Origin of the sequence: Pseudomonas bharatica, assembly GCF_048586865.1 — a bacterium.
In the GTDB taxonomy this organism is placed as follows: domain Bacteria; phylum Pseudomonadota; class Gammaproteobacteria; order Pseudomonadales; family Pseudomonadaceae; genus Aquipseudomonas; species Aquipseudomonas bharatica.
On record NZ_JBMAWR010000009.1, the window covers coordinates 66,908 to 82,837 of the forward strand.

Below are 15,930 nucleotides of genomic sequence, written 5' to 3' on the forward strand. Positions count from 1 at the left end.
GCAATCGCGGGTGAACCCGCTCCTACAGGGGGCCGCGTCAGCTTCAAGTCAGGCGCTGCAAGCCTTGCAGACAGGTCACCAGGTGATAGGGCGTAGTCGAAGGCATATCGCTTCTACTCACTACGCCCTGAGCATCCCGACACTCATACCACCCCCCCTCATGCAGGAACCGCTGGCGCAGTACCTCCAGTTGGGCCACCAGCTTCTCTGCGTCGCCCCGTAGGGTCAGCGCCCGCAGATATTCAGCCTGGGCCCAGATGCGCTGGGTGGCATCGCGCACCTCGCCCTGCGCATCGAGCATCGCCAGCACCGCATCGTCCTTCACCCCACGCTCCTCGGCAAAGGCAAACGCCCGCTCCAGCGAAGCATGCAGCGCCGTGCCCTTGAGCAAAGGTGAAGTTTCCAGCAACCAGTACCACTCGAACTGATGCCCCGGTTCGAACCAGTTATCCACAGCCCCGCGCGGCTTTTCCAGCATCACCCCGTGCGACGGGTCGATGAACTGCGCCTGCATGCCATCGGCCAGGGCCAGCAGCGCGGCCTGCACTTGCGCATCCTCACGCACGGCCAGGGTGGCAAGGAACGCCTCGGCCAGATGCATCAACGGGTTCTGCAACGGGCCGCTGCCCAGGCCAGACCAGTCTTCGCCGAGGCTTGCCTCATACAACCCGTCGTTATTGGCGAAGCGCTCGGTCACGACACTGAGGGCGGCGTTCAGGGTCGATTCCGCCAGGCTGTCACGGCTTTTGTCCCAGTAGTGGGCACAGGCGAAGACGATGAACGCGTGGGTGTACAGGTCCTTGCGCCGGTCCAGCGGCTTGCCCTGGGCATCGACGCTATAGAACCAGCCGCCATGCTCGGCGTCGTGGAAATGCCGGTTCAGCGAACGGAACAGCGCCGCAGCGCGTTCACTGGCGCCGGGCTGGTCGATACGGCTGCTGAACAGGTACAGCTGGCGGGCGCAGGCCATGGCCCGATAGCGCTGCACCGGCATCGGCCGGTGTGCGGGGTCGAGCGCCTCGAAGGGCAGGGCCATGTCCGGGTTCCAGCCCGGGCCTTCCCAAAGCGGCACGATGTGCCGGTCGAAGTGTTGCTGGGCTTCAGCGAGCAGGGAAGACAGGGCGGGGGAAAGTTCGGACATGGAAAAGGCTCGTCGCCGTCATTGCGTTGGCGCGCATGGTAGCAGGAAATTTCCCCGTGGCGCCGGGGTCAGGCCGGGTTGCCCAGGCCTTGCCAGTGCCGTGCGCCAACGAAGATGAAGCGCAATTGCTGGACGATCTTGGCCTCGGCGCTGAGCTGGCCCTCATCCAGGACCGCAGGTGGATCGATCAGCTCCGGCAGGGTGGCGAACACGGTTTTCACCACCAGGTCAGCCATGACGGCCAGGGCCGGTGCATCCAGGTGCTGCCAGCGCTGCATGCTGCCGAGGTCGGCGGCGAGGTCGGAGGCGATGCCTTCGCGCAGGCGGGCAATGGCCTGGCGTACGGGCTGCGAACCGCCGTACTGCTCACGGGCGAGAAACAGGAATTGCGCCCGGTTGGCCGCGACCACGTCGAGAAAGATGCGCACCGAGGCATCGGTGATGCCGCCCAGTTCGATTTCGTTGTAGCGAACCCGGCGGATGGTCTGGCGGAAGGTTTCGTTGACCTCGCGGACCAGTGCCAGGCCCAGTTGGTCCATATCCTCGAAGTGCCGGTAGAAGCCGGTGGGCACGATGCCGGCGGTGCGGGCCACTTCGCGCAGGCTGAGGCTGCCGAAACCACGGCCGCTCTCCATCAACTGGCGGGCTGCGTCCAGCAGTGCATGGCGGGTCTGTTGCTTCTGTTCGGCGCGCGGCAGCATGGCGGGTTCGTTTGTGTGAAACGGGCCCTGCACTCTAAAGGCCGGGGCCAGAAAAACAAAGCCCGGTCAGTTGACCGGGCCTCGGAGGGGAGAGGACTGCGCGCGGGTAGCTGTTGTTTTCGCGCATAGGCATCAGCTCACCCGGTTGTTGCGTTCGATCACTCGGTCGGAACCGCCTTCGGCAACGCGGTTGGCACGTTCGATGGCACGGTCGGAGCCACCTTCGGCAACACGGTTGGCGCGGTCGATCACACGGTCACCACCACCTTCGGCAACACGGTTGGCACGTTCGATGGCACGGTCGGACCCGCCTTCGGCAACCCGGTTGGCACGTTCGATCACACGGTCCGAACCGCCTTCAGCCAAGGTGTTCAACGGCTGGGAAACAGTGGCCGAACTGGAACGGGCTTCGGCGGACAGGTGTTGATCGGCGGCCGGTACGGCGAAGGCACTGGTGGCCAGGACAGAGAGAGCAAGGCTGAGCAGCAATTGGCGTTTCATGGTTCGGATCTCCTTGGGGAGGGCAACTAAGTGGGTACGGGGCCAATGCTACTCTTGGAAATTGGATAGAAAAGTTCATAAAGATAATGGTAACAATCAACGGCATTGATATATTCCCCCGGCCGCTCTAGCTCGCGCCTTTCCCGAGTGTGTTAGTAGGAATTGACCAAGCCATTCAGGCGAAACCCCTCGCCGTTTCGTCAGTCCCAAGTACAAGTGCGTGGTTCACGCACCCTGCCTTGCAGTCACAGGAGAACCGTGCAATGACGCGCCCCGCCAAAATCGCCACCTGGACCCTGGCCAGCCTTGCGCTGATCCTGGTGCTGTTGGTGATCTTCATCGCCACTTTCGACTGGAACCGGGTCAAGCCGTTTCTCAACGAAAAGGTCTCGGAGGCCTTGCACAGGCCCTTCGCTATCAATGGCGATCTCTCCGTGCACTGGCGCCGCCAGCCCGAGGAGGGCGGCTGGCGGGCCTGGGTACCGTGGCCGCAATTCACTGCCCAGGACCTGACCCTGGGTAACCCGGAGTGGCTCAAGGAGCCGCAGATGGTCGGCCTGCAGCAGGTGGATTTCCGTCTCTCGCCGCTGCCGCTGCTGGCGCAGCGCATCGTCATTCCGCGCATCGACCTCAAGCTGCCCACCGCCAGCCTCAAGCGCCTGGCCGATGGCCGGGCCAACTGGACCTTCGATTTCGGGCCCAAGGATGAAAACGCCGAGCCATCCAGTTGGGTGCTGGATATCGGCGCCATCGGTTTCGACAAGGGCCAGGTGGCCTTCGATGACGCCACCTTGAAGACCAATGTCCAGGTGCAGGTCGATCCCTTGGGCAAGCCGATCCCGTTCGGCGACATCGTCGGCAAAAGTGCCGCCGAGAAGACTGCCAAGGAGCACGGCAATACCCAGGACTACGCCTTCGGTTTCAAGGCCAAGGGCACCTACAAGGGCGAGGCGCTGACCGGCGAAGGCAAGATCGGCGGCCTGCTGGCCCTGCAGGATGCGACCCAGCCGTTTCCGGTGCAGGTGGACGTCAGCATCGCCAAAACCCGCGCCATCGTTGCCGGTACCCTTACCGATCCGCGCAATCTCGGGGCGCTCGACCTGCGCCTGAAGCTCTCCGGCGCCAGCCTCGCCAATCTCTATCCGCTGACCGGCGTGACCCTGCCGGACACACCGCCGTACCAGACCGACGGGCACCTGATCGCCAAGCTGCACGAGCCGGGCGGGGCGCTGTTCCGCTATGAAGGCTTCAACGGCAAGATCGGCGACAGCGACATCCATGGTGATCTGGCCTTCGTTTCCAGCCAGCCGCGGCCCAAGCTCAGTGGCAAGCTGGTGTCGAATCAACTGCTGTTCAAGGATCTCGCGCCGTTGATCGGTGCCGATTCCAACGCCCAGCAGAAAGCCCGCGGCGGCGCGGCGAAGCAGCCGGGTGACAAGGTGCTGCCGGTCGAGGAATTCCGCACCGAGCGCTGGCGGACGATGGATGCCGACGTGGCCTTCACCGGCAAGCGCATCGTGCAGACCGAGGAACTGCCGTTCACCGACCTCGACACCCATGTAATCCTCGACGACGGCCTGTTGCGCCTGGAACCGCTGTCGTTCGGTGTTGCCGGTGGCAAGCTGGCGATGCAGGTGCGCCTCGACGGACGCACGACGCCCATGCAGGGCCGGGCGAAATTGACCGCGCGGGATCTCAAGCTCAAGCAACTGTTCCCGACCTTCGAACCCATGAAGACCAGCTTCGGTGCACTGAATGGCGATGCCGATATCAGTGGTCGCGGCAATTCGGTGGCGGCCCTGCTGGGTACCGCAAACGGCGATCTGAAACTGCTGATCAACGACGGTGCGGTGAGCCGCAGCCTGATGGAGATTGCCGGGCTTAACGTCGGCAACTACGTGGTTGGCAAGCTGTTCGGTGATAACGAAGTCAAGATCAACTGCGCCGCGACCGATGTAGGGATCAAGAACGGCCTGGCGACTACCCGGCTGTTCGTATTCGACACCGAGAACGCGGTGATCTACGTCACCGGCACGGCCAACTTCGCCACCGAGCAACTGGACCTGAAGATCAATCCGGAATCCAAGGGCCTGCGCCTGTTTTCGCTGCGTTCGCCGCTATACGTACGCGGTTCGTTCGCCAATCCGTCGGCCGGCGTGCAGGCCGTGCCGCTGGCCTTGCGCGGGGCAGGAATGGTGGCGCTGGGCGTGGCGGCGGGGCCGGCGGCCGGGTTGCTGGCGCTGATCGCCCCGAGCAGTGGCGATGAGCCGAACCGTTGCACGCCGTTGCTGGAGCAGATGCGGGCCGGGAAAGCGCCCAAGACGGTGAAATAGTAGGGCCTCATCGCGGGTAAACCCGCTCCCACAGGGATCGCATCAGGCCTGAGGCTGGTGCGATCCTGTGGGAGCGGGTTTACCCGCGATAGGGCCCTCAAGAACAACGAAAAATCAGAGGCCTTGCAGCAGGTCCGCCATGTCATCCGCATGCTCTTCTTCCTGAGCCAGGATGTCCTCGAAGATGCGCCGGGTAGTCGGATCGCTGTCGCCAATGAAGCGCACGATCTCGCGGTAGCTGTCGATGGCGATCCGCTCGGCCACCAGGTCCTCCAGCACCATTTCCTTCAGGGTGGTTCCCGCCACGTACTGGGCATGGGAATTCTTGCTCAGGTTGTCCGGGTTCAGGTCCGGCTCGCCGCCCAGTTGCACGATGCGCTCGGCCAGCTTGTCGGCGTGCTCCTGCTCTTGGTTGGCATGCTCCAGGAACTCCGCCGCCGCGACGCTCGCCTTGATCCCGCTGGCCATGTAGTAGTGGCGCTTGTAGCGCAAGGTGCAAACCCACTCGGTGGCCAGCGCTTCGTTCAGCAGGCGCAGGATGGTCTGGCGGTCGGCGGTGTAGCCCTCGGTCACGGCGCCTTGTTCCACATGCTGGCGGGCGCGTTCGCGAAGGGTTTGGACATCGGTCAGTTCTACGGTGCTCATGATTTTCTCCAGGCTGGAAAACGGGCGCGCCGCGCTCTGGGGGCGCGGTCGCTACATCAGGTACGAGTACGGCGAAGCGGCAAAAGTTTTATCAGCCGCGGCCTTCGCGTCGGTCTTGTTCGCGTTGTTCGCAGGTTTTGAAACCCTTGTCGTCGACATGCCCGGTGGCGTCGAAGCGCACGTAGTAGGGCTGCTGATGACCTTCCTTGTTGAGGATGTAGTTATTGCAGGTACCGCCGTTGGGCAGGTCGATGACCGTGGACGGGCTGCCGCCGATAGCGATGACCTTCTGCATGGTCATGCCGTTTTCCACTTGCTTGACCAGCGGCTGGTCACGGTAGGTGACGTGATCCACCGGATTTTCCGGATTGCTGCTGCAACCGATCAGGGTGGCGCTTGCCAGAAGTGCTGCCAGGGCGTGTTTGTACATGGTCGTGCATCCTCTTGGTGGGCCGTCGTGGGCCGATATCGGTTTGGAACCGCAAGCGGCGACGGGAGTTCGATTGCGATTGCCATCGTTTCGCCTGTAGGGTTGGCCGATCACTTCACGAACCGGGAGCCGTCATGTCGCAAGCGCTCGCCACGCGTTATCCCCTGGTGCTGGTGCCGGGCATGCTCGGCTTCGTTCGCCTGCTGCTGTATCCGTACTGGTTCGGCATCGTCAGGGCCTTGCGCCGCGGCGGGGCGCAGGTTTACCCGGTCCAGGTGTCGCCGCTGCACAGCACCGAGGTGCGCGGCGAGCAGTTGCTGCGGATCATCGAGGACCTGCGCCAGCGTACCGGGGTCGACAAGGTCAATCTGCTCGGCCACAGCCAGGGCGCCCTGACTGCTCGCTATGTCGCGGCGAAACGCCCGGAGTGGGTGGCCTCGGTGACCTCCATCGCCGGGCCCAACCATGGCTCGGAACTGGCCGACCATATCGAGCGCGAGTACCCGGGCGATTCGCCGCGAGGACGCATACTCAAGGCCGTGCTGCATGGCCTGGCCTGCTTGATGGGCGTATTGGAAACCGGCTGGAAGGGCCCCAGGTTGCCCATCGACGTGCATGCCTCGCACCTGTCCCTGACGACCAGCGGCGTGGCCCGTTTCAACCAGCTTTATCCACAGGGCTTGCCGCAGACCTGGGGCGGCGAAGGCGCGGCCGAGGTCAATGGCGTGCGTTATTACTCCTGGTCCGGGGTACTCAAGCCAGGCATCACCGATCGCGGGCTGAACCGCCTGGATGGCAGCAACCGTTTCTGCCGCCTGTTCTCGCGCACGTTCGTACGTGAGCGAGGGCAGTGCGACGGCATGGTGGGGCGCTTCAGTTCACATCTGGGGCAGGTGATCGGCGACGACTATCCCCTCGACCACCTGGACATCGTCAACCAGTCCCTCGGTGCGGTGGGCAAGGGCGCACAGCCGGTGAAGCTGTTCCTTGAGCACGCCGCACGGCTCAAGGCGGCGGGCTGCTAGGCCTGGCGAGAGATGTAAAAAATCTTGTCTAAACTCCACTGACGGCCGCGCCTCCATCGCGGCGATCAGGAGAGTCACCATGAAGATGTTGCGTGTGCCGTTGCTGTTGCTGGGCCTGCTCATGGCGTCGCAGGGTTTCGCCGCTACCGCCCAGCAGGAAAAGATGAAGACCTGCAACGCCGACGCGACCGCCAAGGCGCTCAAGGGCGATGAACGCAAGGCGTTCATGAGCGACTGCCTCAAGGCCAAGGCTCCTGCGACCCAGCAGGAAAAGATGAAGACCTGCAACGCTGACGCCACCGCCAAGTCACTCAAGGGCGATGAGCGCAAGACCTACATGAGCGACTGCCTGAAAAAGAAATGACCTGACCCGCCCGCGCGCCATTGCTCTGGAGCAATGGCGCGCTGCTCGCCGTCGCCCACCCCCTATGCCTGTCCACAGAAGGCTGGCAGACTGCCGCCTTTGTCGTCTTCGGCTGTCTGAGGTTGTATGACTTTTACCCAGCGTCAGGTCGTGCTGGCCAGTTGGATCATCATATTCACCGGCTTGCTGCTGGTATTGCCACTCAAGTTATTGCCGAGCCTGCTGGCCGGATTGCTGGTGTTCGAGCTGGTCAACATGCTCACGCCCAAGCTCCAGCACGTGATCGCCGGGCCGCGTGCGCGCTGGCTGGCGGTGGCCCTGCTTGGCACCTTGGTAGTCAGCACCCTCACGCTGATCTTCGCCGGGGCCATCAGCTTCCTTCTGCACGAGGCGGAAAACCCCGGGGCCTCCCTGGACCGCTTCATGCTCCTGGTAGACCAGGCTCGCGGCCAGTTGCCGCCGTTCATCGACGCCTACCTGCCGGCGAGCGCCGCGGAGTTCAAGGTCGCCATCGGCGACTGGCTCAAGACTCACCTGGGCGAACTGCAACTGGTGGGCAAGGGGGCGGCGCATATGTTCGTCACCCTGCTGATCGGCATGATCCTCGGCGCCATCGTCGCCTTGCAGCGGATTCCCGATATCTCCCGGCGCAAACCGCTGGCGGCGGCGCTGTTCGAGCGCCTGGCGCTGCTGGTGCAGGCGTTTCGCAACATCGTCTTCGCGCAGATCAAGATTTCCCTGCTCAACACGGCATTCACCGGGGTGTTCCTTGCCGTGGTGCTACCGCTGTTCGGCGTGCATCTGCCGCTGACCAAGACCCTGATCGTGCTGACCTTCCTGCTTGGCCTGCTGCCGGTGATCGGCAACCTGATGTCCAACACCCTGATCACCATCGTCGGCCTGTCGCTGTCGGTCTGGGTGGCGGTGGCGGCGCTGGGCTACCTGATCGTCATCCACAAGGTCGAGTACTTCCTCAACGCGCGGATCGTCGGCGGGCAGATCAGTGCCAAGTCGTGGGAGCTGCTGCTGGCGATGCTGGTGTTCGAGGCGGCGTTCGGGCTGCCCGGGGTGGTGGCGGGGCCGATCTACTATGCCTACCTGAAGAGTGAGTTGAAGCGGGTGGAGCTGGTCTGAGAATGAGGGCGTAACGCGGCCCCTGTGGGAGCGGGTCGTGATCAATGTTGGTCAGCCGTAGCGCTTGCGCGCCTCGATCGCCAGCCCGCTGCCGATGCTGCCGAAGATGTTGCCTTCCACATGCCGTGCGTTCGGCAGCATCGCCGCCACGCTCTGGCGCAGTGCCGGGATGCCGCTGGAACCGCCGGTGAAGAACACCGTGTCCACCTGGCCCACGCTCACGCCGGCCTTGAGCAGCAGCTCGTCGACGCTGCCGCGTACGCGCTCCAGCAGGTTGTCGATCGATGCTTCGAACAGTGCCCGGGTCAGGTCCACGTGCAGGCCCTGCTCGATCCGGCCCAGGTCCACCAGGCGATTGTCGGCATGGGTCAGTTCGATCTTGGTCGCTTCCACTTCCATCGCCAGCCAGTGCCCGGCGCGCTGGTCGATCAGCTTGAACAGGCGATCGATGCCCAGGGTGTCCTCGATGTCATAGCGCATGCTGCCCAGGGCCAGTTGCGATTTCTGCGAGTACACCGAGTTGATGGTGTGCCAGGTGGCCAGGTTGAGGTGGTAGCTGGTGGGCATCAGCGCCTGGCTTTTCATCCGGCTGCCATAGCCGAACAGCGGCATCACGCCCTGCAGGCTGAGCTGCTTGTCGAAGTCGGTACCGCCGATGTGCACGCCGCCGGTGGCGAGGATGTCGTCGTGGCGATCGTCGAGCATGTGACGCTCAGGGGCCAGGCGAATCAAGGAAAAGTCCGAGGTACCACCGCCGATGTCGACGATCAGCACCAGTTCCTCGCGCTCGATCCCCGACTCGTAGTCGTAGGCCGCGGCGATGGGCTCGTACTGGAAGGACACGTCCTTGAAGCCGATCTTGCGTGCCACTTCGGCCAGGGTGTCCTCGGCCTCCTGGTCGGCGGCCTGGTCGTCGTCGACGAAATGCACCGGACGGCCCAGCACCACCTGCTCGAACGCGCGGCCGGCATTGGCTTCGGCGCGCTTTTTCAGCTCGCCGATGAACATCCCCAGCAGGTCCTTGAACGGCAGGGCGGTGCCCAGCACGCTGGTGTCATGCTTGATCAGCTTTGAACCGAGCAGGCTCTTCAGCGATCGCATAAGACGACCCTCGTAGCCTTCCAGGTATTCGTGCAGGGCCAGGCGACCATAGACCGGGCGGCGTTCCTCGATATTGAAGAACACCACCGAAGGCAGGGTGATCTTGCCGTCCTCGAGAACGATCAGCGTCTCTTCGCCGGGACGATGCCAGCCGACGGTGGAGTTTGACGTGCCGAAGTCGATACCACAGGCACGGGCCGGGGATGCGTGATTCATGGAAACGGTTCCGGGGGAAAAACGGCCGCGCAGTGTATGCCAGTTGCGCACAGAATCAAGACCGATTATCTGCCGCACGACAACACCCCGGGCACCTTGAAAGGCTATGCTTGACCCCAATCTTCAGAGGCAGTGCATTTAACCGACGGTGATTCCTTCGATGGATTTCAAAGACTATTACAAGATACTGGGCGTCGAGCCGACGGCGGACGACAAGGCGATCAAGACCGCCTACCGCAAGCTGGCCCGCAAGTATCACCCGGACGTCAGCAAAGAGCGTGACGCCGAAGAGAAGTTCAAGGAGGCCAACGAGGCCTACGAAGTGCTCGGCAGCCCGGAAAAGCGCGCCGAATACGACGAGATCCGCAAGTACGGCGGCCAGCACGGCCGGCCGTTCCAGGCCCCGCCCGGCTGGGAAAGCCGTGGCGGCGCCGGTGGCGGTGGCTTCGGTGGTGGCGATTTCTCGGATTTCTTCAGCTCGATCTTCGGATCGGCCGGTCGTGGCAACGGCAATCCGTTCGGCCGTGGTCAACAGCAGCGCAGCAGCGGTCGGCGAGGTCAGGACGTGGAAATGGAACTTGCAGTGTTCCTTGAGGAAACCCTGGCCAACGAATCGAAGAAGATCAGCTTCCAGGTGCCCCAGTACAACGCCATGGGCCAGCGCACCGGCGACACCACCAAGACCCTCAACGTCAAGATCCCCGCCGGGGTGACCGACGGCGAGCGCATCCGCCTCAAGGGCCAGGGCGCGCCAGGTGTGGGAGGCGGGGCGAATGGCGACCTGTACCTGGTCATCCGCTTCGCACCTCACCCGCTGTTCGATGTCGAAGGTCATGACCTGATCATCACCGTGCCCCTGGCGCCGTGGGAAGCGGCGCTGGGCACCAAGGTGGAAATGCCGACCCTCACCGGTAAGGTCAACCTCACCATCCGCCCGGACAGCCAAAGCGGCCAGCGCCTGCGGATCAAAGGCATGGGCCTGGCCAACAAGCAGGGCCAGCGCGGCGACCTTTACGCGCAACTCAAGGTGGTGATGCCGGCGCAATCGGATGCCGCCACCCGTGAACTGTGGAGCAAACTGTCGGAGAAGGCCGGGTTCAACCCGCGAACTCAATGGAGTAAGTGACCATGAGTAGCACCCTGATCGTTCAGCTGGACATGCGTACCTTTTGCCAGGAGGCCGACCTTACGGCCGATTGCGTGATGCAAATCGTCGAACACGGCATCGTTGAACCATCGGGGCGAACGCCTGAGGAATGGCTGTTCGACGACCGCTCGCCGGTTCTGGCCAAGCGCGCCGCGCGGTTGCACGCGGAGCTGGAACTGGAATGGGAAGGCGTTGCGCTGGCGCTGGAGCTGCTGGAGGAAGTGCAGCAACTGCGTAGCGAGAACGTCATGTTGCGCCAGCGTCTGGGGCGGTTCGTGCAATAACTTGAGAACGCCGCGAACCCTGTGGGAGCGGGTTTACCCGCGATTGCCATGGTGAATCCACTGACGTAATCGCGGGTGAACCCGCTCCCACAGGGTTCGCGCAAGCCGTAGGATCAGTCGGACGGTTGAGCCCCCGGATTCAACACCAGTTGCATAAAGGTCAAATCCAGCCACCGCCCGAACTTCACCCCCACCTGCGGCATCTCGCCGGTCACCCGGAATCCCAACCGCTCATGCAGCCGGATCGATGCGGCATTGCCGCTCTCGATCGCTGCCACCATCACATGCTTGCCACACTGGCGCGCCCGCTCGATCAGGGCTTCCATCAACGTCGGCCCCAATCCGTGCCCACGCTGGTCGGCGCGGATATACACCGAATGTTCCACGGTATGCCGGAACCCTTCGAAAGGCCGCCAATCACCGAACGAGGCGTAGCCAGCGACGTCCCCCGCGTCGTCCACGGCGACGATGACCGGGTATCCCTGCGCCTGTCGCCCGTCGAACCAGGCCTGCCGGTTCGCCAGGTCCACCGGCTGTTCGTTCCAGATCGCCGTGGTGTTGAGCACGGCGTCGTTGTAGATGGCGCGGATACCCGGCAAATCGGCGGGGCTGGCGTCGCGGAAGGTGTGAGGCATGGCAGTTGTCCACAGGGTAGGGCAGGGCGCCAGATTAAATGGTTACCAGCCCGCGCACACCTTCGGCTTCCATGTTTTCGCCACGGCCCTGCTGGACGATCTCGCCCCGCGACATCACCAGGTACTGGTCGGCCAGCTCGGCGGCGAAGTCGTAGAACTGCTCCACCAGCAGGATCGCCATGTCGCCGCGGGCCGCCAGTTTGCTGATCACTGCGCCGATTTCCTTGATCACCGAAGGCTGGATGCCTTCGGTGGGTTCGTCGAGGATCAACAGCCGCGGACGACTGGCCAGCGCCCGGCCGATGGCCAACTGTTGCTGCTGGCCGCCGGAGAGGTCGCCGCCGCGCCGGTGTTTCATTTGCAGCAGCACCGGGAACAGCTCGTAGATGAACTCGGGCACTTTCTTCGCCTCGCTGGCGCCGAAGCGCGACAGGCCCATCAGCAGGTTTTCCTCGACGGTGAGGCGCGGGAAGATCTCGCGGCCCTGGGGCACGTAGGCGATCCCGGCCTGGACCCGCTGGTGCGGCTTGAGCTGGGTGATGGCCTGGCCTTCCCAGCTGACGCTGCCGTCGCGCGCCGGCACCAGGCCCATCAGGCAGCGCAGCAGGGTGGTCTTGCCCACGCCGTTGCGCCCGAGCAGGCAGGTGACTTCGCCGACCTTGGCCTCGAACGACAGGCCGCGCAGGATATGGCTGCCGCCGTAGTACTGGTGCAGGGAATCGATTTTCAGCATGTGTGTTGTCCTGTGAGTCCGTGTTGTCCCCAATCGCTGGCAACGCCAGCTCCCACAGGGTTCGGCGTCGCTGCGGACCTTGTGGGAGCTGGCGTTGCCAGCGATGGGGTCACCGCCCTAGATAAACCTCGATCACCCGATCATCCGCCTGCACCTGTGCCAGCGACCCTTCCGCCAGCACACTGCCCTGGTGCAGCACGGTGACGTGGTCGGCGATGCTGCCGACGAAGCCCATGTCGTGCTCCACCACCATCAGCGAGTGCTTGCCGGCGAGGCTCTTGAACAGTTCGGCGGTGAACTCGGTCTCGGCGTCGGTCATGCCGGCCACCGGCTCATCGAGCAGCAGCAACTGCGGGTCCTGCATCAGCAGCATGCCGATCTCGAGGAACTGCTTCTGCCCGTGGGACAGCAGCCCCGCCGGGCGATTGCGCGAAGGCTCCAGGCGAATGGTGGCCAGCACCTCGTCGATCCGCGTGCGCTGCTCGCCGCTGAGCCGCGCGCCGAGGCAGGCCCATACCGACTTGTCGGTCTTCTGCGCCAGCTCCAGGTTCTCGAACACCGTCAGCGCCTCGAATACCGTGGGCTTCTGGAATTTGCGGCCGATCCCGGCCTGGGCGATCTGCACTTCGCTCATGCGGGTCAGGTCGAGGGTGTCGCCGAACCAGGCCTTGCCGCTGGTAGGGCGGGTCTTGCCGGTGATCACGTCCATCATGGTGGTCTTGCCGGCGCCATTGGGGCCGATGATGCAGCGCAGCTCGCCGACGCCGATGTACAGGTTGAGGCCGTTGATGGCCTTGAAACCGTCGAAGCTGACGTTGATATCTTCCAGGGTCAGTACCGTGCCATGGCGGGCATCGAGGCCCGGCGAAACCACCTGGCCAAGGCCGATGGCGTCGCGGCCGCTGCCCTCGTCGATGATCGGCTCCAGCATGAATTCGGGATGGATCGACGGGAATCTCATTGTTCGCCCCTTTTCTTCAGCAGGCCGACCACGCCCTTGGGCAGGTACAGGGTGACCAGGATGAACAGCGCACCCAGGAAGAACAGCCAGAATTCCGGAAACGCCACGGTGAACCAGCTCTTCATGCCATTGACCAGGCCGGCGCCGAGCAGCGGGCCGATCAGGGTGCCGCGTCCACCGAGTGCGACCCACACGGCCGCTTCGATGGAGTTGGTCGGCGACATCTCGCTCGGGTTGATGATGCCCACCTGCGGCACGTACAACGCACCGGCCAGGCCGCAAAGCACGGCGCTCAGCACCCAGATGAACAGCTTGAAGCCGCGCGGATCGTAGCCGCAGAACATCAGGCGGTTCTCGGCGTCGCGCAGGGCGGTCAGCACCCGGCCGAACTTGCTCCGGGCCAGGCGCCAGCCCAGGTAGAGGCTGGCGACCAGCAGCGCCACGGTAAGCAGGAACAGCACCGCCCGGGTGCCCTGCGCGGTGATATCGAAGCCGAGCAGGGTACGGAAGTTGGTGAAACCGTTGTTGCCGCCGAAGCCGGTCTCGTTGCGGAAGAACAGGAGCATCCCGGCGAAGGTCAGGGCCTGGGTCATGATCGAGAAGTACACGCCCTTGATCCGCGAGCGGAAGGCGAAATAGCCGAACACCAGGGCCAGCAGCCCGGGTGCCAGCACTACCAGGCACATGGCCCAGGCGAAGTGCTGGGTACCGGCCCAGTACCAGGGCAGCTCGCTCCACGACAGGAAACTCATGAACGCCGGCAGCCCGTCGCCGGCGGCTTCGCGCATCAGGTACATGCCCATGGCGTAGCCGCCGAGGGCGAAGAACAGGCCGTGGCCGAGGGACAGCAGGCCGGCGTAGCCCCAGACCAGGTCGAGGGCCAGGGCGACGATGGCGTAGCAGAGGATCTTGCCTACCAGGGTCAAGGTGTAGGCCGAGACCTGCAGGGTGTGGCCGTCCGGCAGCAGCGAAAGCAGCGGCAACGCGACCAGTACCAGCAGGACGACGGCGCCGATGGCCAGGGACAGCTTCGGTCCGGCTTTTTGCGTGGCGGTGACAAGCAGAGGCTGGTTCATCAGTCGATTACCCGTCCCTTGAGGGCGAACAGGCCTTGCGGACGCTTCTGGATGAACAGAATGATCAGCGCAAGGATGAGGATCTTGCCGAGCACCGCACCGATCTGCGGTTCCAGCAGCTTGTTGGCGATGCCCAGGCCGAACGCGGCCCAAAGGCTGCCGGCCAGTTGCCCGACGCCGCCGAGCACCACCACCAGGAAGGAGTCGATGATGTAGCTCTGGCCCAGGTCAGGGCCGACGTTGCCGATCTGGCTCAGGGCCACGCCACCCAGGCCGGCGATGCCCGAGCCGAGGCCGAAGGCGAGCATATCGACGCGCCCGGTCGGTACGCCGCAGCAGGCGGCCATGTTGCGGTTCTGGGTCACGGCACGCACGTTGAGGCCCAGGCGCGTGCGGTTGAGCAGCAGCCAGGTCAGCAGCACCACGAACAGGGCGAAGCCGATGATGACGATGCGGCTCCACGGCAGGACCAGGTTCGGCAGCACCTGGATGCCGCCGGACAGCCAGGCCGGGTTGGCGACTTCCACGTTCTGCGCGCCGAAGACCAGGCGGATGGCCTGGATCAGGATCAGGCTGATGCCCCAGGTAGCGAGCAGGGTTTCCAGCGGTCGGCCATACAGATGGCGGATTACCGTGCGTTCCAGGGCCATGCCGACCCCGGCGCTGACGGCGAAGGCCACCGGCAGCGCCAGCAGCGGATAGAACTCCAGCGCGCCGGGGGCATAGCGCTGGACCATGATCTGCACCACATAGGTGGTGTAGGCACCGAGCATCAGCATCTCGCCGTGGGCCATGTTGATCACGCCGAGCAGGCCGAAGGTGATCGCCAGGCCAAGGGCCGCGAGGAGCAGGATCGAACCAAGGGACAGGCCGCTGAAGGCCTGGCCGAGGATCTCGCCGACCAGCAGCTTGCGCTTGACCTGGGCCAGGCTGGTTTCCGCGGCGGTGCGCACTCCGGCGTCACTTTCCACGGCCGGGTCGAGCAGGGCTTCGAGGCGGGTGCGGGCCATGGGGTCGCCGGTCTCGCCGAGCAGGCGCACGGCGGCGAGGCGCACCGAAGGCTCGGCGGCGGCCAGTTGCAGGTTGGCCAGGGCCAGGCCGAGGGCGGCGTGGACGCTGTCGTCCTTTTCCGTGGCGTACTGGCGGTCGAGGAAGGCGACCTGGGCCGGTTGCGCGGTTTTTTGCAGCTGCTGCGCGGCTTGCAGGCGGGTAGCCGGGTCGCCGCTGAGCAACTGATGGCTGGCCAGGGCGTTGTCCACCAGGCCGCGCAGGCGATTGTTCAGGCGCAGCTTGCGGTTGTCGTCGGGGCTGATGCGGCCTTGCTGCAGGGAGGTAAGCAGGGTCAGCCGGGCAGGATCGGGTTGCGCCGCCCAGTCCTGGAGCAGGCGGGCCTGGTCGTTGGGCTTGGCGGCGGCGAAGTATTCGGCTTCGCTGGCGTGCGCGGCCAAGGGCAGCAGCAGGCACAGGGAAAGCAGGAGTCGGTAGAGGGCCTTGGGCATGGAG

The 15,930-nt window shown here is 64.4% G+C and carries 17 protein-coding genes; 6 read left to right on the forward strand and 11 right to left on the reverse strand.

The annotated features are described in order from the left end of the window. Window positions 1–43 precede the first annotated feature (43 nt). From ACKLLE_RS12625 to ACKLLE_RS12635, 3 genes are all read right to left on the reverse strand, one after another. Window positions 44–1,141, reverse strand: coding sequence for an AGE family epimerase/isomerase (locus ACKLLE_RS12625; protein ID WP_420058174.1), 1,098 nt, complete (start codon window positions 1,139–1,141; stop codon window positions 44–46). A 68-nt stretch (window positions 1,142–1,209) separates the two neighbouring features. After that, window positions 1,210–1,842 (reverse strand): TetR family transcriptional regulator, encoded by a 633-nt coding sequence (locus ACKLLE_RS12630; RefSeq protein ID WP_009395320.1) that lies wholly within the window; start codon window positions 1,840–1,842, stop codon window positions 1,210–1,212. A 132-nt stretch (window positions 1,843–1,974) separates the two neighbouring features. Next, on the reverse strand, window positions 1,975–2,343 hold the full coding sequence (locus ACKLLE_RS12635; protein ID WP_009395319.1) for a hypothetical protein: 369 nt from the start codon (window positions 2,341–2,343) through the stop codon (window positions 1,975–1,977). A gap of 263 nt (window positions 2,344–2,606) precedes the next feature. On the opposite strand from ACKLLE_RS12635, the gene ACKLLE_RS12640 reads away from it, so the two are divergent. Further along, window positions 2,607–4,676: an AsmA family protein gene (locus ACKLLE_RS12640; protein ID WP_420058175.1), complete on the forward strand. Its 2,070-nt coding sequence runs from the start codon at window positions 2,607–2,609 to the stop codon at window positions 4,674–4,676. 114 nt (window positions 4,677–4,790) lie between these two features. On the opposite strand, the gene ACKLLE_RS12645 is transcribed toward ACKLLE_RS12640, so the two are convergent. Continuing rightward, a complete protein-coding gene (locus tag ACKLLE_RS12645) occupies window positions 4,791–5,321 on the reverse strand; it encodes a ferritin-like domain-containing protein (protein WP_009394328.1) in 531 nt (176 codons plus the stop codon). A 91-nt stretch (window positions 5,322–5,412) separates the two neighbouring features. Beyond that, window positions 5,413–5,751 carry an osmotically-inducible lipoprotein OsmE gene (osmE, locus tag ACKLLE_RS12650; protein ID WP_009394326.1) on the reverse strand — a complete coding sequence of 113 codons (339 nt, stop codon included), beginning with the start codon at window positions 5,749–5,751 and terminating at the stop codon, window positions 5,413–5,415. A gap of 134 nt (window positions 5,752–5,885) precedes the next feature. On the opposite strand from osmE, the gene ACKLLE_RS12655 reads away from it, so the two are divergent. From ACKLLE_RS12655 to ACKLLE_RS12665, 3 genes are all read left to right on the forward strand, one after another. Beyond that, the gene (locus ACKLLE_RS12655) at window positions 5,886–6,776 is read left to right on the forward strand and encodes an esterase/lipase family protein (protein ID WP_420058176.1); all 891 of its coding nucleotides are present in this window, start codon (window positions 5,886–5,888) and stop codon (window positions 6,774–6,776) included. A gap of 79 nt (window positions 6,777–6,855) precedes the next feature. Further along, window positions 6,856–7,140 (forward strand): PsiF family protein, encoded by a 285-nt coding sequence (locus ACKLLE_RS12660; RefSeq protein ID WP_420058177.1) that lies wholly within the window; start codon window positions 6,856–6,858, stop codon window positions 7,138–7,140. Window positions 7,141–7,266: 126 nt separating this feature from the next. Beyond that, a complete protein-coding gene (locus tag ACKLLE_RS12665) occupies window positions 7,267–8,274 on the forward strand; it encodes an AI-2E family transporter (protein ID WP_009394322.1) in 1,008 nt (335 codons plus the stop codon). A gap of 51 nt (window positions 8,275–8,325) precedes the next feature. On the opposite strand, the gene ACKLLE_RS12670 is transcribed toward ACKLLE_RS12665, so the two are convergent. Continuing rightward, a complete protein-coding gene (locus ACKLLE_RS12670) occupies window positions 8,326–9,591 on the reverse strand; it encodes an Hsp70 family protein (protein WP_420058178.1) in 1,266 nt (421 codons plus the stop codon). Window positions 9,592–9,751: 160 nt separating this feature from the next. Here ACKLLE_RS12670 and cbpA point away from each other — a divergent pair, with 160 nt between their 5' ends. Beyond that, window positions 9,752–10,717, forward strand: coding sequence for a curved DNA-binding protein (gene cbpA, locus ACKLLE_RS12675; protein ID WP_420058179.1), 966 nt, complete (start codon window positions 9,752–9,754; stop codon window positions 10,715–10,717). Window positions 10,718–10,719: 2 nt separating this feature from the next. Further along, a complete protein-coding gene (locus ACKLLE_RS12680; protein ID WP_009394319.1) occupies window positions 10,720–11,022 on the forward strand; it encodes a chaperone modulator CbpM in 303 nt (100 codons plus the stop codon). Between the two features lie 113 nt (window positions 11,023–11,135). On the opposite strand, the gene ACKLLE_RS12685 is transcribed toward ACKLLE_RS12680, so the two are convergent. The 5 genes from ACKLLE_RS12685 to urtB all read right to left on the reverse strand — a co-directional run bounded on the left by ACKLLE_RS12685 (window position 11,136) and on the right by urtB (window position 15,926). Further along, window positions 11,136–11,657: a GNAT family N-acetyltransferase gene (locus tag ACKLLE_RS12685; RefSeq protein WP_064301552.1), complete on the reverse strand. Its 522-nt coding sequence runs from the start codon at window positions 11,655–11,657 to the stop codon at window positions 11,136–11,138. Between the two features lie 34 nt (window positions 11,658–11,691). Further along, a complete protein-coding gene (gene urtE / locus ACKLLE_RS12690; RefSeq protein ID WP_009394316.1) occupies window positions 11,692–12,390 on the reverse strand; it encodes an urea ABC transporter ATP-binding subunit UrtE in 699 nt (232 codons plus the stop codon). Between the two features lie 109 nt (window positions 12,391–12,499). Then, a complete protein-coding gene (gene urtD, locus ACKLLE_RS12695) occupies window positions 12,500–13,351 on the reverse strand; it encodes an urea ABC transporter ATP-binding protein UrtD (RefSeq protein ID WP_009394315.1) in 852 nt (283 codons plus the stop codon). Next, window positions 13,348–14,427, reverse strand: coding sequence for an urea ABC transporter permease subunit UrtC (gene urtC, locus ACKLLE_RS12700; protein WP_279896479.1), 1,080 nt, complete (start codon window positions 14,425–14,427; stop codon window positions 13,348–13,350). Before urtC ends, urtD begins: the two co-directional genes overlap by 4 nt. Further along, entirely contained in the window at window positions 14,427–15,926 is a 1,500-nt protein-coding gene (gene urtB / locus ACKLLE_RS12705) for an urea ABC transporter permease subunit UrtB (RefSeq protein ID WP_279896477.1), read from the reverse strand. The genes urtC and urtB overlap by 1 nt, the downstream gene beginning before the upstream one ends. Between the last annotated feature and the right edge of the window lie 4 nt (window positions 15,927–15,930).

Coding starts and splice junctions, on each gene's coding strand:
- urtC (WP_279896479.1), bottom strand. CDS start 14,427: ATGAACCAGCCTCTGCTTGTCACCGCCACGCAAAAAGCCGGACCGAAG.
- ACKLLE_RS12665 (WP_009394322.1), top strand. CDS start 7,267: ATGACTTTTACCCAGCGTCAGGTCGTGCTGGCCAGTTGGATCATCATA.
- ACKLLE_RS12625 (WP_420058174.1), bottom strand. CDS start 1,141: ATGTCCGAACTTTCCCCCGCCCTGTCTTCCCTGCTCGCTGAAGCCCAG.
- ACKLLE_RS12645 (WP_009394328.1), bottom strand. CDS start 5,321: ATGAGCACCGTAGAACTGACCGATGTCCAAACCCTTCGCGAACGCGCC.
- ACKLLE_RS12635 (WP_009395319.1), bottom strand. CDS start 2,343: ATGAAACGCCAATTGCTGCTCAGCCTTGCTCTCTCTGTCCTGGCCACC.
- ACKLLE_RS12640 (WP_420058175.1), top strand. CDS start 2,607: ATGACGCGCCCCGCCAAAATCGCCACCTGGACCCTGGCCAGCCTTGCG.
- ACKLLE_RS12630 (WP_009395320.1), bottom strand. CDS start 1,842: ATGCTGCCGCGCGCCGAACAGAAGCAACAGACCCGCCATGCACTGCTG.
- cbpA (WP_420058179.1), top strand. CDS start 9,752: ATGGATTTCAAAGACTATTACAAGATACTGGGCGTCGAGCCGACGGCG.
- urtB (WP_279896477.1), bottom strand. CDS start 15,926: ATGCCCAAGGCCCTCTACCGACTCCTGCTTTCCCTGTGCCTGCTGCTG.
- osmE (WP_009394326.1), bottom strand. CDS start 5,751: ATGTACAAACACGCCCTGGCAGCACTTCTGGCAAGCGCCACCCTGATC.
- ACKLLE_RS12680 (WP_009394319.1), top strand. CDS start 10,720: ATGAGTAGCACCCTGATCGTTCAGCTGGACATGCGTACCTTTTGCCAG.
- ACKLLE_RS12670 (WP_420058178.1), bottom strand. CDS start 9,591: ATGAATCACGCATCCCCGGCCCGTGCCTGTGGTATCGACTTCGGCACG.
- ACKLLE_RS12660 (WP_420058177.1), top strand. CDS start 6,856: ATGAAGATGTTGCGTGTGCCGTTGCTGTTGCTGGGCCTGCTCATGGCG.
- ACKLLE_RS12655 (WP_420058176.1), top strand. CDS start 5,886: ATGTCGCAAGCGCTCGCCACGCGTTATCCCCTGGTGCTGGTGCCGGGC.
- urtE (WP_009394316.1), bottom strand. CDS start 12,390: ATGCTGAAAATCGATTCCCTGCACCAGTACTACGGCGGCAGCCATATC.
- ACKLLE_RS12685 (WP_064301552.1), bottom strand. CDS start 11,657: ATGCCTCACACCTTCCGCGACGCCAGCCCCGCCGATTTGCCGGGTATC.
- urtD (WP_009394315.1), bottom strand. CDS start 13,351: ATGAGATTCCCGTCGATCCATCCCGAATTCATGCTGGAGCCGATCATC.